Origin of the sequence: Aminobacter anthyllidis, assembly GCF_018555685.1 — a bacterium.
In the GTDB taxonomy this organism is placed as follows: domain Bacteria; phylum Pseudomonadota; class Alphaproteobacteria; order Rhizobiales; family Rhizobiaceae; genus Aminobacter; species Aminobacter anthyllidis.
Genome location: NZ_JAFLWW010000011.1, coordinates 141,689 through 156,210, shown reverse-complemented (window position 1 = coordinate 156,210; position 14,522 = coordinate 141,689). Strand labels below are relative to the sequence as shown.

General features: G+C 59.2%; 11 protein-coding genes and 1 pseudogene. 6 read left to right on the top strand and 6 right to left on the bottom strand.

Annotation, left to right across the window (positions count from 1 at the left end; translation table 11 throughout):
* Positions 1–9: 9 nt before the first annotated feature.
* Positions 10–906: an NAD-dependent epimerase/dehydratase family protein gene (locus J1C56_RS27925; protein ID WP_214393250.1), complete on the bottom strand. Its 897-nt coding sequence runs from the start codon at positions 904–906 to the stop codon at positions 10–12.
* Positions 907–1,004: 98 nt separating this feature from the next.
* Here J1C56_RS27925 and J1C56_RS27920 point away from each other — a divergent pair, with 98 nt between their 5' ends.
* Complete coding sequence (locus J1C56_RS27920; protein ID WP_214393249.1) at positions 1,005–1,931, top strand: NAD(P)-dependent oxidoreductase; 927 nt, start codon at positions 1,005–1,007, stop codon at positions 1,929–1,931.
* 25 nt (positions 1,932–1,956) lie between these two features.
* On the opposite strand, the gene J1C56_RS27915 is transcribed toward J1C56_RS27920, so the two are convergent.
* From J1C56_RS27915 to J1C56_RS27905, 3 genes are all read right to left on the bottom strand, one after another.
* Positions 1,957–2,724, bottom strand: coding sequence for a FadR/GntR family transcriptional regulator (locus J1C56_RS27915; RefSeq protein WP_214393248.1), 768 nt, complete (start codon positions 2,722–2,724; stop codon positions 1,957–1,959).
* A gap of 143 nt (positions 2,725–2,867) precedes the next feature.
* The gene (locus J1C56_RS27910) at positions 2,868–3,854 is read right to left on the bottom strand and encodes a substrate-binding domain-containing protein (protein ID WP_115734005.1); all 987 of its coding nucleotides are present in this window, start codon (positions 3,852–3,854) and stop codon (positions 2,868–2,870) included.
* Positions 3,855–3,901: 47 nt separating this feature from the next.
* Entirely contained in the window at positions 3,902–4,882 is a 981-nt protein-coding gene (locus J1C56_RS27905) for an NAD-dependent epimerase/dehydratase family protein (protein ID WP_214393247.1), read from the bottom strand.
* 215 nt (positions 4,883–5,097) lie between these two features.
* Here J1C56_RS27905 and J1C56_RS27900 point away from each other — a divergent pair, with 215 nt between their 5' ends.
* From J1C56_RS27900 to J1C56_RS27890, 3 genes and pseudogenes are all read left to right on the top strand, one after another.
* Positions 5,098–5,874, top strand: a complete 777-nt coding sequence (locus tag J1C56_RS27900) for an ATP-binding cassette domain-containing protein (RefSeq protein WP_246471360.1) — start codon at positions 5,098–5,100, stop codon at positions 5,872–5,874.
* 41 nt (positions 5,875–5,915) lie between these two features.
* The gene (locus J1C56_RS27895) at positions 5,916–6,914 is read left to right on the top strand and encodes an ABC transporter permease (protein ID WP_214393246.1); all 999 of its coding nucleotides are present in this window, start codon (positions 5,916–5,918) and stop codon (positions 6,912–6,914) included.
* 51 nt (positions 6,915–6,965) lie between these two features.
* Positions 6,966–7,283, top strand: a pseudogene (locus tag J1C56_RS27890) (ATP-binding cassette domain-containing protein); the annotation flags it as partial.
* A gap of 97 nt (positions 7,284–7,380) precedes the next feature.
* On the opposite strand, the gene J1C56_RS27885 reads toward J1C56_RS27890, so the two are convergent.
* Entirely contained in the window at positions 7,381–8,652 is a 1,272-nt protein-coding gene (locus J1C56_RS27885) for a type II toxin-antitoxin system HipA family toxin (protein WP_214393245.1), read from the bottom strand.
* Between the two features lie 9 nt (positions 8,653–8,661).
* Positions 8,662–8,955: a helix-turn-helix domain-containing protein gene (locus J1C56_RS27880; RefSeq protein WP_214393244.1), complete on the bottom strand. Its 294-nt coding sequence runs from the start codon at positions 8,953–8,955 to the stop codon at positions 8,662–8,664.
* A gap of 332 nt (positions 8,956–9,287) precedes the next feature.
* Between J1C56_RS27880 and J1C56_RS27875 the strand changes: the two genes are divergently transcribed.
* Together J1C56_RS27875 and J1C56_RS27870 are read left to right on the top strand one after the other, a co-directional pair.
* Positions 9,288–10,547, top strand: a complete 1,260-nt coding sequence (locus J1C56_RS27875) for a metallophosphoesterase family protein (protein WP_214393243.1) — start codon at positions 9,288–9,290, stop codon at positions 10,545–10,547.
* On the top strand, positions 10,544–14,017 hold the full coding sequence (locus tag J1C56_RS27870; RefSeq protein WP_214393242.1) for an ATP-binding protein: 3,474 nt from the start codon (positions 10,544–10,546) through the stop codon (positions 14,015–14,017). Before J1C56_RS27875 ends, J1C56_RS27870 begins: the two co-directional genes overlap by 4 nt.
* Positions 14,018–14,522 lie beyond the last annotated feature (505 nt).

Genomic DNA, 14,522 nt, shown 5'->3' with positions numbered 1-14,522 from the left:
AGCTGTCAATCAGCCCCGTGATACATATTTCCGCCAGTTGTGCTGGCTGCGAAAACCGAGCACCTCCCTGGCTTTGCGGTTGGACAGCAAGGTCTCGAACTCGCCAAGTTCATGCTTCAGCGGCACGCCGGGATAGAACCGGTCGAGCAACTCCCTCGTCGGCAGATCTGACGAGGTGTCGTCATTGGCCGCATTGAAGACCTGATAGCCGAAACCGTCCTTCTTGACCGCAAGATCGGTGATCTGCCCGAGGTCGCGGGCATCGATGTAGCTCCATGCAATGCGCTTGCGGAAGCCCGGATCGGCGAACCATTTCGGAAACAGCTCATATTCGTGCGGCTCGATGACATTGCCGATGCGCAAAGCATAGATGTCGAAGCCGCTACGCAGGGCAAAGGCGCGCGCCGTCTTTTCATTGACGACCTTGGACAGGGCGTAACTGTCCATCGGATCGACGTCATACTCTTCATCGAGCGGGAAGTAGCTGGGGCTCCGCGGTTCGTTGGCGAAGACCAGCCCATAGGTGGTTTCGCTCGATGCAATGACGATCTTGCGGATACCTAGTTTCACCGCAGCTTCGATGACATTGTAGGTGCCGAGCGCGTTGATGCGGAATACTTCGTTGTCAGGCGTGAGCATGATGCGAGGAATTGCGGCGAAGTGCACGACTGCATCGACCGGCTGTGGGCGCAGCGACGGGTCGAACTCATGCAGGCCCATATAGCCCGACAGCGCGTTGAAGACCTGGCCGCTGTCGGTGACGTCGGTGATCAGTGTCCGCACCTTGGGATTGTCGAGTGGCCTGGTGTCGAGATTGAGCACCTGATGCCCCTGGTCGACCAGGTACTGCACGACATGCCGGCCCGCCTTGCCGCTGCCGCCGGTGAACATGATCCGTTTCGACATTTTGTCCTCCACATTCTGCCAGATCGGTGGATATTGTCAGACAATATCATCGGTGACGACAGCGCTGAATTCAACCTGCGAACAGATGGGCACGGAAGATGGCAACGAACACGAACGCAAGCGAGCAGATCGGTTTCATCGGCCTTGGCCTGATGGGACACGGCATTGCCAGGAACATCGTCGACAAAGGCTATCCGCTGACCTTTCTCGGCCGCCAGAAACGCGGCCCGGCAGATGACATGATTGGGCGCGGCGCCGTCGAGGTCTCGACTGCGGCCGAGGTCGCTGCCCGCTCGACCGTCGTGTTCATCTGTGTCACCGGTTCACGGCAGGTCGAAGAGGTGATCCGCGGGGCAGGCGGGCTAAAGAATGGGCTGAAGCCAGGATCGGTGGTTGTCGACTGTTCGACTTCCGACCCCGTTTCGACGATGGCACTGACGGGGGAGCTTGCCGCGCTCGATGTCATTTTGGTCGACGCGCCGTTGAGCCGCACGCCAAAAGAAGCGTGGGAAGGCACGCTTGATACGATGGTCGGCGCTTCCGACGCAATGTTTGCCAGGCTGAAACCCGTGCTCGATACGTGGGCAGGACGCGTCGTCCATGTCGGCGGAACCGGTGATGGCCATCGCATGAAGCTGTTGAACAATTTCCTGTCGCTCGGCTATGCCGCACTCTACGCCGAGGCGTTGGCGCTGGCGGGCAAGGTCGGCATTTCGCCCGCCCGTTTCGACAGCGTCATCCGCAACGGCCGCATGGACTGCGGTTTCTACCAGACCTTCATGCGCTGGACGCTGGAAGGCGACCGCGACGCCCACAAATTCTCGCTCGCCAACGCCGTCAAGGATCTGACCTATCTCGAATCGATGGCCGATTCCGTCGGCATGGCGAACCCGCTGGGCAATGCCGCCAAGAACTCCTTCGCTAGCGCCGTTGCCGCCGGCGGGGCCGAACACTATGTGCCGATGCTGGCGACGCATGTCGGGCGCATCAACGGCGTAGACCTGACGCCACCGGAAAAGACCTGACTAAACCCAGGTCGGGGGCGCGTGTCTACCTTCCCGAACGGGCGATCACTTCGTCTGTGTTGGCCAGCAGCCTGTGCACTGCGGTGCGCGCCGCCTTGGGACGGCGCAGCCGGATGTTCTTCTCGATCTCTTCATGCAGGCTTTGGGCGTGCGAATCCTGGCTCTTACGCGTGACGAAGGCAAAGAGGTGGTAAAGCGCGGATTCGATCAGCACGCCAAGCGGCACCAAGAGGTCGTTGCCCGAAGCGCGCAGTATGGCGAGGTGGAACCTCGTATCGGCCAGGGTGCGCTCCTGCAGTGTTGTCGCTTGGCCCATTTCCCGGCAGCACTGGCTGATTTCGCCCATCTGCGCTTCGTTGTGGCGTTCAGCGGCGAAGGCGGCAGCTTCCGGCTCGATGATGTGGCGGAACTCTTGCACTGTGCGCAGAAAGGCTTCACGGTCTGGTGAGGCGGCATACCAGCTCAGCACATCACGATCGAGCAGGTTCCAGCGCTCCTTCGGTTCGACCCAGCTGCCGACCTTGGGGCGTGATGCCAGCAAGCTCTTTGCCATCAGCATCTTGATCGCCTCGCGCACCGCCGAACGGCTGACATCGAAGGTTTCGGACCACTTCGCCTCGTTAGGCAGGATGGTACCCGGCGGATAGTCGCCACGCACGATCCTGAGACCGATCTCGCTGGCGAGCCAGGCGTGCACGCTCGAGCCGCTCATGCGCGCAGCGTTGGGGCGACGCATCGCCGGCGGGCGGTCGGCGACCGGTTCGTTGGGCTGTTTGGACGTTCCGTCTGCCATCGACCGAGTCGATCTCGTCTGGACCAATTCCGTTTTGATTGGTGTGCAGTAAGGCCGCCGCGTGTGGCGTAACCGTCGGCGCTCCAAATGAACCGCACAGGCTTGTCGGAGCGCCGGCGAACCAGGCGCTCCGACATGCAACGCTACTTCTGGATGCAGGTGTCGACCGTGTCCTTGGTGCATTCGTCGAGGCCAGTGAAGACCGGATCCTCTACCTTCTTGCCTTCGATCAGGTCGATCATCACTGTCGGTGCCTTGTAGCCCATTTCGAACGGCCGCTGGCCAACCAGCGCAGTGACCAGACCCTCCCTGGCAATCGCCACCTCGTCGCCGATCGTGTCGGCAGCGCCGATGACGAACTCGTTCTTGGCGATCTTGTCGGCCATGGGTTTGAACAGGTCGCGATAGGGCTGCGGGGCACCGAAAAGTGGCCAGCCGCCCATGATGCCGAAAGCGTCGAGATCGGGATTGGCCGCCAGGATGTCGGTCATCGCCTGGACGCCCTTGGCGCCATCGTCATTGGTGAAGACCGGGCAGCCGGCGACTTCGGTCCATCCGCCTTCACCCTTCAGTTCGGTCAAGCCCTTCTGACCGGTCAGCGTGTCGCGCATACCCTGGGCACGGCGTAGGATGTTGTCGGCGCCTGGATTGCCTTCGATGGTGCAGATCTTGCCGCCGTCGGGCTTGGCTTTCTTTATGTACTCGCCGATGCGCGCACCCATCAGGTAGTTGTCGGTGCCGAGATAGGTCTTGCGCAAGGCCGCGTCCTCGGCGGCCAGGTCAGCGTCCAGCGTCATGACCGGAACAGTCGGGTTCGCTGTCTTGATGGTCTGGGCGATCAGCTTGGCGTTCGATGGCGAAATGGCAATTGCAGCCGTATCTGCCTTGCCCAGCATGTCCTGGACGATCTGCGCTTCGCCGGCCTCATCCGAGGTCGAAGCCGGGCCGGTGTAGAAGCACTCATATTCCGAACTGGCATTTTCCTTGTTCCACTTCTGGCAACCCTGGTTGATCGCTTCGAAGAACGGGTTGTCGAGACCTTTGACGACGATGACGAGTTGCTTCTTAGCGAGCGCGTTTCCCGCGCTGAGTGCCAGGACTGCTGCTGCAAGCAATAATGCCTTCCTCATTGTTTCCTCCCATTTGAACAAACGGGCACGGCGTGCCCGCGGCGAAATCAACCCGGATACCAGACAGTGCGAGGGTCATTTTCCGAACGCTCGTACTGCCAGGCCAAGTCGATGAGCATTTTCAGGTCGTATTTGGGTTGCCAGCCAAGCAGGTCCTTGGCCTTGGCATTGTCCATCCAGTTCGAGTGGTACTGGCTCGGTATGTCGACGGATTCGAGGTGACGGGTTCTGGCGAGGTGAGTTGCAACATCGCCATAATCGACGGGGCGATCCAAGCAGACGTTGAAGAGTTGTTGGCTTGCCCGCGGATTATCGATCGCGGCCAGTATGGCTGACACCAGATCGTCGACGTGGACGAAGTTGCGCTTCAGTGGCTGGCCGTCGGCGTCGCGCAGCAGTGGCACAGTGCCGTCGCTGGCATAGCGCCGGGCGTCTGCCTCCGGCACCAGCGTCTTCCAGACCGGGCCGCCAAAGACGTCGTCACCGAACGACAGCGTGTATCGGAAGTCGTCCTTCTCCATGATCCATGGCGCGCGCAGGCAGCACCAGTTGATGCCATATTGGATGCCGAACTGCTCCAGCATGACCTCTTCGAGCACCTTGGACAGAGCATAGCTGCCGGGATAGGCCTGATGTCGTGTCGCTTCGGTGAGGGGCGCATCGTTGCGGTAGTAGAAATGGCCGATCGCGGCGTCTCCGCCGATGAGGATGAACTGCCGAGCGGCTGCGCTTAGCCGAAACTCCTCGAGCAGCCAGAACAGTCCCTTGATTGCGACGTCCATCACGTCGCTTGGCGTTTCCTTGCATGTCGCGAGGTGCACGACGTGGGTGACGCCCACAAGGGCGTTGGCCACGTCGTCGCGATTGGCGATCGAGCCACGGGCCGTCTCGATGCGGTCGGTTTCATCGAAAGAGCGGTTGTGACAAAGCGCGCGGATATGGGTGTTGGAAAATCGCGGATCGTCAAGCAGCCCAGCGATGAAGTGCCTCCCGACCTTGCCCGTTGCACCGGTAACAAGGATCAGCATGCTCTTCCTCCGATGCCTAGCTAATATCGGCGCGCCTTTGCCGTCAATTGCTATTTGTCCGACAAAACAGATTTTTGAGACATTTATGTCGCGATTCGTCGGACAATTGATTGACGCTGTCGAGACGTTTTGCATAAATGCAGGTCTTCGCGCTTCGTGGGAGGAAAATAGGGAGCGTGAATTCGCAGTGTCAGACCGACACGAGTGCGGGACGGCTGCGAGGCTTGCATGTTTCGGGAGGCAAGAGGCTGGTGGCAGTTCTCGAACTCGCCAATATTTCCAAGCATTTCGGCGCCATCCAGGCGGTCAACGACGTTTCGTTTTCGCTTGAGGCGGGACAGGTCGTCGGCCTGATGGGCGACAACGGCGCCGGCAAGTCGACCTTGGTCAAGATGATCGCCGGCAACTTTCGACCGAGCCACGGCACCATGCGCCTGGACGGCGCCGAACTGATCATGCATCGACCGGTGGAAGCGCGGCAGCATGGCATCGAAATCGTCCATCAGGATCTTGCGCTGTGCAACAATCTGACGGCGGCAGCGAACGTCTTCCTCGGCCGCGAGCTACGCCGCGGTTTCGGGCCGCTGCGTGTCCTTGACTACAAGACAATGTATAGGCGGGCAGGCGAGATTTTCAGGGAACTGAAGTCCGAAACACGACCACGCGACCTCGTCCGGCAGATGTCGGGTGGGCAGCGGCAGGCAGTAGCCATTGCCCGTACCATGCTTTCCGAGGCCAAGATCGTGCTGATGGACGAGCCGACGGCGGCGATTTCGGTCCGACAGGTGGCGGAAGTCCTCAACCTGATCCGCCAATTGCGGGATCGCGGCATCGCAGTCGTGCTGATCAGCCACCGCATGCCTGATGTATTCACAGTGGCCGACAGGGTCATTGTCATGCGGCGGGGCAGGAAGGTTGCCGACAAGCCGATTGCCTTGAGTTCGCCGGAGGAAGTGACGGGGCTTATCACCGGTGCCATCGAACAGGTATAATCAATCCTGTCAGTCGCATCGAAACAAAACGAAGGTCGATGATGGCTATTACCCTTGACCAGACCATTTCGCAGAAACAGCAGAGCTGGGCGGCGAAGGTTCTCGGCAGCCAGACCTTCTGGGTCCTCATCGCCGTCATTCTTGCCTGCATATTCCTCGCCTTCGTCACCGATTCATTTGCGACGACAAAAAACCTCTACAACATCACCCGCAACGTCACCTTCGTCGCGATCATCGCGCTCGGCATGACGCTGGTAATCATCACCGGCGGCATTGACCTCTCGGTCGGTTCGGTGCTTTGCCTTTGCAGCATGGTGCTGGCGGTGGTCATGCATGCCGGCTACAGCATCGAGGTCGGCATTGCGGCGGCCATCGGCACTGCGCTGGTGATCGGGGCGTTCAACGGCATTTTGATCGCCTATCTCGACTTTCCGCCATTCGTGGTCACGCTCGGTATGCTGTCCATTGCCCGCAGCCTGGCTATGGTCGCATCCAACAACACGGTCGTCTTCCAGTTTGGCCCCGATCACGACAAGCTGTTGGCGCTGGGCGGCGGTGCCTGGTTCTTCGGCATCGCTAATCCGGTGCTTTACATGATCGTTTTGGCGCTGTTCACCGGTTTTGTCCTGCGCTGGACGAGATTTGGCCGCTACGTCTTTGCCATTGGCGGCAACGAGCACGCAGCGACGCTGACGGGCGTTCCGGTACGCAAGATCAAGGTCGCCGTCTATATGATCTCGGCGCTGTCAGCTGGCATCGCAGGCATTATCCAGACCGGCTGGCTCGGTGCCGTCACCACCAACATCGGCGCAGGCATGGAACTCCAGGTGATCGCGGCCGCCGTCATAGGCGGCGCCAACCTGGCGGGCGGCGTGGGCACTGCCTTCGGAGCGATCATCGGCGCGGCGCTGATCGAGGTCATTCGTAACAGTCTCGGCCTGCTCGGCATCAACGCTTTCTGGCAAGGCACGTTCATTGGCAGTGCCATAGTGCTTGCTGTGCTGTTCGACCGGATCCGCAATTTCCGACTGAGCGAATAAGTTCCGATTCATTCGGGGTCGCGGAGCCCGTCATATCGCTATGTACGGGCCGACAAATTTCCAGTCGAGCTGTCGGGTGGCCAGCAGCAACGCGTCGCAATCGCTCGGGCTCTATGCCTGCGGCCGAGCGTCATGCTGTTCGACGAGCCGACATCGGCGATCGATCCGGAATCTGTCGGCTCGGTGCTACGTATCATGGAGGACTTGGCTGCGACCGGCATCACTATGGTCTGCGTTACCCACGAGATGGGCTTTGCCCGCCGCGTTGCACATCGCTGCGTGTTCATGGAAAAAATAGTTGAGCAAGCGCCAGCCAATCAATTCTTCAGAGATCCGACAAGTTCGCGGCTAAAAGCCTTCCTTCGGTAAGTCTTGTGAGGTCGCCTGGCTAATCAGGGCATCACTCCAGGCTGATTGTGATCTTTGCGCCCTGGGCGACTTACTCAACGCCTTTGTAAGCGCCCAGCTAATACACTCGCAGAACACGCTCGCAGCGTCTGGCGAGCCTATCAACCATCATTGTCAAAACGGGATGAACCAAGCCTTCCGCAGCGCACTGATCCCGTATGGCAGCCATTTCATCAGGGATAGAACAGGCGAACTCTTTGATGACGGAGATGGTTTGATCAGCACTGATCCTAAGGGAACCGGACAGGGCCTCCCAGTGGCGTGGCATCACGTTCTCGAATTCGTAGTGCTTGACCTTCATCGCCATCTTCAAAGATCTGAATTCAGCCTCATGGTCCACATAGGGATCATAGCTGATGAGATCGTAGAGCGGTGCCAGGTAAGATCTCCTGCCAGGCAAATGAATCAACGAAAAATTCTTCGCGTGAGCATCGGTCCCGCCGATCAGGAAGTTGAAAACCAACGCCCGCAAAAATCTCTCCAAAGCATCGGCAGGATCGGTTGTTTGCGCCAGAATGCCGGCGATTGCCTCTGGTGAAGGACCGCCATCTTTCTGATACTTCGTGTCAGGGTGGACGCCGAGAGCTTGGCAAAGATCTTCTTGGTGGTACCTCCTGACGGAACCGGCCTCGTCCCGTTCGCGGTCATAACGCCTCACTACTATGGCGACCTGGTTTCCGAAGTGGCCGACGGCCGATTCTGCCGTCGCCAGGCCTAGCCGTGATGCAAGCTGAAGGCAGGCATGTTCGTTTTCTGTCGTTCCGTTGAGATGGGCGAGCGGCGGTTTCAAGATGTGCGTGGTAGCGACCCGCCCGCTTGGCACGCCCCAGCGCCCTTCCTCGAGAAGCAAAGCCATTTTGGGCTGGGCTCCAGCCAAGCTGAAATGCCCCCGATCGCTGGGACGACGGCCGGTCCAGGTACGCTCCTCATTGAGCCGCCTCAGGCGCGCTTCAACTTCCTGCTCATCGATCCAGTTTATCTCCCCGCCGCTGAGGTTGTTGGATAACCATTCCTCGGTAACGAACTGGACTGCGCCAGCGCAGTCTTCTCCGACCTTGCCCAGAAGCGCAAAAGCGTTGCGGTGAGAGACTTGGTACTCGCGCCCCCAGGCCTTGAGCGTTTCTTCGTTATCCGGCAGCAGATTCCATAGGAAGTTCTCCAGCGTCTTGCCAGCATGCTCCCGCGCAGTAATGGGAAGTGAAAATGAAAGAGGGAAAGCAAGGGGCGAGCGGGTCCAGCTCTCGAGGTACTCCAGTGTTAGCCGTCCGCTGGGCACCTGGGTCAGCGTTCCCATTGGAATGCCGCCCATGAGGACGTGAAGGGATTTCATGAGACCCTCTTACTGTCGTTTCAGAAAGGAAGGAGTTGTGAATGCAAGGTCGGCGGGCTGGTCGTCAGGCGCATCGAAAACAGGCTGGATACTATCGTCGTCAATTGAGATTCCGAGGCCGACCGCAGTGCAGGCTTGCATGACGTTGGCGAAACCTGGATTAGGCAAGCGCCCATTCTCCAGGCGGGAAATCCATTCTTGTGTCGCGCCGATGGTTTGAGCCAGATTTGACTGGCTGAGCCCCTTCGCACTTCTGGCACTTCGAATTGCAGCGCCCAACTCGGTGAGATTGAAGATACGCATTTCTAGGTTTCCGGATTATGCTCTGTATCACATACTATGATTTATGACTTATGTAGCATATCAATGGGTATGTCGCAAATAGCATAATTTTGTTTATGCCGTAAATCTCATAATGACGCAAATGGAAGACGGTCCGCCTCAGGCCCTCTATGGGAATGTTGAGCGAGCGTTCATAGCGCTGGATTGTCGGCACCAGTCAAGTTCGAGCTTTGACAAGCTGTTCTCCGAACGCAATAAAGCAGCGTTGCGTCCACTCGCAGCGGAAGCTGTTTCAGTGTCGCCATATCAATAGTCGCCGCAGACATACTCGCCTTCTGTGGCTGGAGACCTGTATGGCGTTTCGATTTGTTCACACGGCCGATATTCATCTCGACTCACCGTTGCGTTCGCTGGCGCTGCGGAACGCCGAGCTTGCTGAGCTAGTTGGCGATGCGAGCCGACAGGCCTTTGTTGCAATCGTCGACCTCTGCCTTTCGGAGCAGGTCGATGCACTCATTATCGCCGGCGATCTTTATGACGGCGACCAGACGTCGATGAAGACTGCACGCTTTCTGGCCACCCAGATGATGCGCCTTCATCAGGCCGGCGTCATGGTCTACAAGATCCGCGGCAATCATGACGCACTGTCGCGGATATCTAAGCAGCTCACCTTTCCTGAAACCGTGACCATATTTGGCGGGCGGGCTCAGATAGTGCTCCAGACAGCTGGTGGGCTCGACGTTGCCTTCCATGGCTTGAGCTTTGCCAGCTCAAAGGCGTCCGAGAGCCTGCTTCCCAAATATGCGGCTGCCCAGGAAAGTCTGGTCAATATCGGCATCATGCACACCAGCCTTGCAGGTTCTCCCGGCCACGATGTCTATGCTCCGTGCAGCGTAGCCGACCTACAGCGGCATGGTTTCGACTACTGGGCGCTGGGCCATGTCCATGTCCGCAAGGTCTATCCCGGGACAGCTACGATTGTGATGCCAGGAATACCGCAGGGCAGGGACATCAACGAGGCCGGAGAGAAGTCCGTTACCCTGGTGACTATCCGAGACGACCGTTTGATCGAGATCGAGGAGAGGGCGGTAAGCATCGCGCAGTTCGAGCGTGTGGACGTCGACTTGACGGAAACAGTGGAATGGGCGGAAGCCGTGGGGCGCATTCGGATTGCCTTGGAAAAGGTCCGAGTGGCGGTCAGGTCGCGCCATGCCGTGATCCGTCTCAGGCTTATGGTTTCATCGCCATTGTCATGGAGCATTATCCGCGACAGGGATCTGCTACTAGCTGAGGCCGAACAGCTGGGTGAACACATTGGCGATATCTGGGTTGAAAAGCTCGAACTTGAGCTTTCGGACAACAGTTCTCAGGCATCTGAAGGCGCAGCCGACCCGATATTCGAGCTTGCCCAAACCATGGGCGCAGACATCCGGTCCCAAGCCTTTCGCGAGGAAGCGAAGGCGCTCGTGATGAGGACGCTCACAGACCTGCCGCCCGACGCACGCGAATTCGCGGGAAAGGATGAAGCAGCGTTGGAGGAGTTTCTCGACCGGGTACTTACCGGTGGCGCCGAGTTGGTGACAGCCCGTCTCAAGGCGGGTGGCGTGCAATGAGGCTCAGGCGCCTTGATCTGGTCCGCTACGGCAAGTTCACCGACAAGACGATCGATTTCGGGCAAAGGCCGCAACAAGGGCCGGACCTTCATATCGTTTTCGGGCTGAACGAGGCCGGCAAGTCGACAGCGCTGTCAGGTTATCTCGATCTGTTGTTCGGGATCGAGGAGCGGAGTCGATACAATTTCCTGCATGAGTATGGCGCTATGCGTGTGGGCGGAGTGCTCGAACTTTCTGGTGAAGAGCAAGTTTTCGCCCGCACCAAGCAGCGCAACAATTCGTTGTTCAACGAAGTCGGCCAGCCGGTGAGCGAAGTTGCGCTTTCTGCCCATCTCGCAGGTCTTTCCCGCGATGCATACACCACCATGTTCTCGCTCGATGACGAGACTCTGGAAGCCGGTGGGAGGGCGATACTGGAGTCGCGCGGTGATCTGGGCAAGCTGCTGTTTACGGCCAGTGCCGGGCTAGGCCATGCCAGTGACACCCTTAGCGCTCTCGAGGCGGATGCGGACAAGATCCACCGCAGGCAGGCGCAGAACACCGAGATTGCGCTCCTCAAGAAGCGCCTTGCCGAATTGAAAGCCGCACGCGATGCCATAGACACCCTCGCATCGACCTATGAGAGCCTGGAATCCGAGCGTAGTGACGCAAAGGAACAATATGATCGCAGTGTGGCTGAACGGGCGGCCCTGACCGGACGGCTGGGGACCATTTCGAAGCTTCTGCACGCATTCCCAATGCTGAGAGAGATAGAGCGGAAGAAGGCGCGGCTGGCAGAACTGCCAGACCTTGTCGCGCCTGCCCTGAAGTGGACCGGCAGCGTCGCCGAAATGATCGACGACGATGCAAGCCTCAGGACGAGGCAGTCCGCGATCGCTGACGAGCTCGAAAGAGTTCATGGCAGGGTCCGATCAATCCAGCTGGACGAACAAATTCTTACTGTGTCGGAACGGGTGCGCGCCATGGCAGACGCCAAGGCGCGATACATTTCGGCTGGCCTCGACCTGCCGGCGCGAAAGATCGAATTGCAAATTCTCGACAATGTGGTGGCGAGCTGTCTATCGGCCCTTGGCCGGTCGTTTGAAACAAATCCCGAAAAGTTGCTTGTACCTGCGGCGATTGTGGGGGCTCTGCGCAACCTGCTCGAACAGCGATCAGGCGTCGCAACCAGTCTGCGTGTCGCACGCGATGAGGCCTCGGCCTCATTCGATGCCCTCCAGGCTGCACGTGAGCGTGTTGGCGAGGAGCCTGCCGTGCCGGCACCCGCCAGGGCGCGGGTGATGGCGTCGCTTTCGAAGGCGAGGGAAAGTGGGCACCTTCGCGAAATTCGGGCGGCGCGCGAGAGCGAAGATGAACACGCGGCCCTGTGGGAGGCGGCACTGCGCCGCCTGCATCCTTGGGCGGGCGATGCCCGGTTGCTGTCTGGGATTTCAGTTCCGAGCGCATCGCAAGTCAGCGCGTGGAAAGGGCGCTCGGCCGAACTTGCCAAGGCAAAGGCGGTGCTTTCGACACGCATTGCCGAGCATGAAGACGTCAAGACATTGCTCTCGAGCCGGATTGACATCTTTCGTTCCTCGGTGGACGTTCCGGACGACGAAACGGCGGCTGCGATCCGCCGCGAGCGGGATGAGGCCTGGCAAAGGCACAGAGGCGAGCTTGGCGGCGAAACCGCCGATCAGTTTGCAGTGGCCCTTGCTCGTGACGATGCAGCCGGGGTTGGCAGACTTGCCAACGCGCATGGACTTGCTGAAACGCGTGCAGCAAGGCGGAGCCTCGCTGAAACCGAAGCCGTACTCACGCGAGCGCGTGCTGCCATCGATGTGAACCGCCTGGAACATGAAGCCCTGGTGATAGAGATGGTGGCTTCGGCAAGTGATTTGCTCACGCATAGGGCGGAAATCTCCACCGAGCGGCTGATAGAACTGATCGAGGATCTCGCTGCAGCTCGCAAAGACGCTCTCGATGCCTGGGCGAGGATCGACATCGCCCGCAGGAAAGCCGAGCGTGCGAGCGACGACGGAGCGGTCGTATTGCTTGCGCTGGCTGGGGCACTGGAGAGCGTCGGCATTGCCCCGAACGCAGGTGACAGTCTCGAGACGGCAATTGCCATTGCCGACCAGTTCTTGGCGCGGCAAACCAGGATGGACGCCGAGCGGGCCGAAGCGTTCCGGACAGTAACTGCCAAGGAGGAGGAGCTCGCAACCAGGCGGCGCGCGGTCGAATTGGCGGAACGGCACGAGCAGGATTGGCTTCATGCCGTTGCCGAGACGGTTAGGGGAACATGGCTCGAGGGTAGTGTTTCAATACCGGGCCTTGGAAGCGTTCTTGACCAGTTGGCTCTTCTGTCTAAATCTCTCCAGGATCGCGAGGCACTGCAGCTTCGCGTCGACAAGATGCAAGCAGACCGGGCGAACTTCATCGTCGAAGTCGCAAATGCTGCAATCGAAGTGAACCATTCTGTGGATGATGACGATCCGGCGCAGCTCGTGGCGGCCCTTCAACAGCGCTTGGAACTTGCCGATCGCGCAAGGGAGAACAAGGCGAGCCTCGTCATTGAATTGGAGCGGTTGAAAGATATCAGGGAAAGCCTTGAGCAAGCGGCTGTGGCCCACGAACAAAAAAAGAGCGAAGTGCTTGAGATCTTCGCTGTCGAAACGCTCGCAGAAGTCATCGAGCGCGACGACCAGTTGCGCGAGCGGGACCGCTTGGGTGGTCAGGTGATCGAACTCGAGGAGAAGCTTTGCATCGAGCTCTCGGCTGAAAACACAAATCACGCACTGGCGGCCTTGGATGGTCTGGCGCCGGAATTCCTAGAGGTCGAAAAGGCCGATATCGAGCGGCGGCTTGCTGATTTCGACGTCCTCATCGAGGCGCAGCTCGTTCGGTTGACGCGGGCCGCCGACAGGCTGGATGCGATCGGTGGTGACAGTGCGGTCGCTCGCATCGATGCCGATCGTCGGACCATCCTGCTCGATATCGAAGAAAAGGCAGTCAGGTTCATCGAACTGAAGCTGGGCGTCATGGCTGCAACAAACGCCTTGCGCCTTTACCGTGACCGTCATCGCTCAAGCATGATGGCACGCGCCTCGGATGCCTTTGCGCTGATGACTAGAGGGCAGTATGTCGGCCTGACGACCCAGCCCGTAAAGGGTGGAGAAGTCCTCATTGCATTGCAGCGTGACGGGCAATCCAAGGTGGCCGACGCGCTCTCCAAGGGCGCGCGCTTTCAACTCTATCTGGCGCTGAGACTGGCCGGCTACTACGAGTTCGCGCAAATTCGCCCATCAGTGCCATTCATCGCCGACGACATCATGGAAACCTTCGATCATGTCCGGTCCGAGGAAGTGTTCAGGCTGTTTGGCGAAATGGCCAAGACCGGCCAGGTAATCTACCTCACACACCATCAGCACCTTTGCGAGATTGCCCGCGAGGTTGTGCCAGGTGTGAGAATCCATGAGCTCGCATCGTGAGGGCGAGTTGCCGACAGCCCGTTGTCGAAGCTGATAAAGCTAGCCGGCGCCATCGCGCCAGCAAATTGACTGCTCGTCGGAGGTGATCTGCCCCGGTTCCCGCTCACGCGGCGCTATGCTGAACCTCCTTAGGTCACCTTGTTGACCGATCGAGCCGGGCGCGAATTTGCTTCGTCATCGTCCCGGCATCTCCGTCCTGACGGACGTGCCGATGTCTGCGCTTTATGCGCTGCTCTTTTCGGATTGCATCGCTGCGGGCCAGCCGAGGGCAATTTTCTCTCCCGCCCGTTGCTCCCCAAGTGCTCGTAGGAGGCGTGCAAGGTCCGGGCGATCATCGCATTTCCCTACGGGCGGGCGCCACCTGGCTGGCAAAGACCGCCAGCAGCAGAGGCGCTTAGCTCCCAAGCGATCGAGATAAGGCGATCGTCGCGACGATTAACTGAAAACAAACTATGTCAGGCGAGATTGAAATTCCGCGGATAAGTAATGAGTACCGCGGCCGTTT

Bases quoted from the DNA above. Each gene is read 5' to 3' on its own strand.
- J1C56_RS27870 (WP_214393242.1), top strand. From the start codon at position 10,544: ATGAGGCTCAGGCGCCTTGATCTGGTCCGCTACGGCAAGTTCACCGAC.
- J1C56_RS27910 (WP_115734005.1), bottom strand. From the start codon at position 3,854: ATGAGGAAGGCATTATTGCTTGCAGCAGCAGTCCTGGCACTCAGCGCG.
- J1C56_RS27915 (WP_214393248.1), bottom strand. From the start codon at position 2,724: ATGGCAGACGGAACGTCCAAACAGCCCAACGAACCGGTCGCCGACCGC.
- J1C56_RS27875 (WP_214393243.1), top strand. From the start codon at position 9,288: ATGGCGTTTCGATTTGTTCACACGGCCGATATTCATCTCGACTCACCG.
- J1C56_RS27925 (WP_214393250.1), bottom strand. From the start codon at position 906: ATGTCGAAACGGATCATGTTCACCGGCGGCAGCGGCAAGGCGGGCCGG.
- J1C56_RS27895 (WP_214393246.1), top strand. From the start codon at position 5,916: ATGGCTATTACCCTTGACCAGACCATTTCGCAGAAACAGCAGAGCTGG.
- J1C56_RS27880 (WP_214393244.1), bottom strand. From the start codon at position 8,955: ATGCGTATCTTCAATCTCACCGAGTTGGGCGCTGCAATTCGAAGTGCC.
- J1C56_RS27920 (WP_214393249.1), top strand. From the start codon at position 1,005: ATGGCAACGAACACGAACGCAAGCGAGCAGATCGGTTTCATCGGCCTT.
- J1C56_RS27905 (WP_214393247.1), bottom strand. From the start codon at position 4,882: ATGCTGATCCTTGTTACCGGTGCAACGGGCAAGGTCGGGAGGCACTTC.
- J1C56_RS27885 (WP_214393245.1), bottom strand. From the start codon at position 8,652: ATGAAATCCCTTCACGTCCTCATGGGCGGCATTCCAATGGGAACGCTG.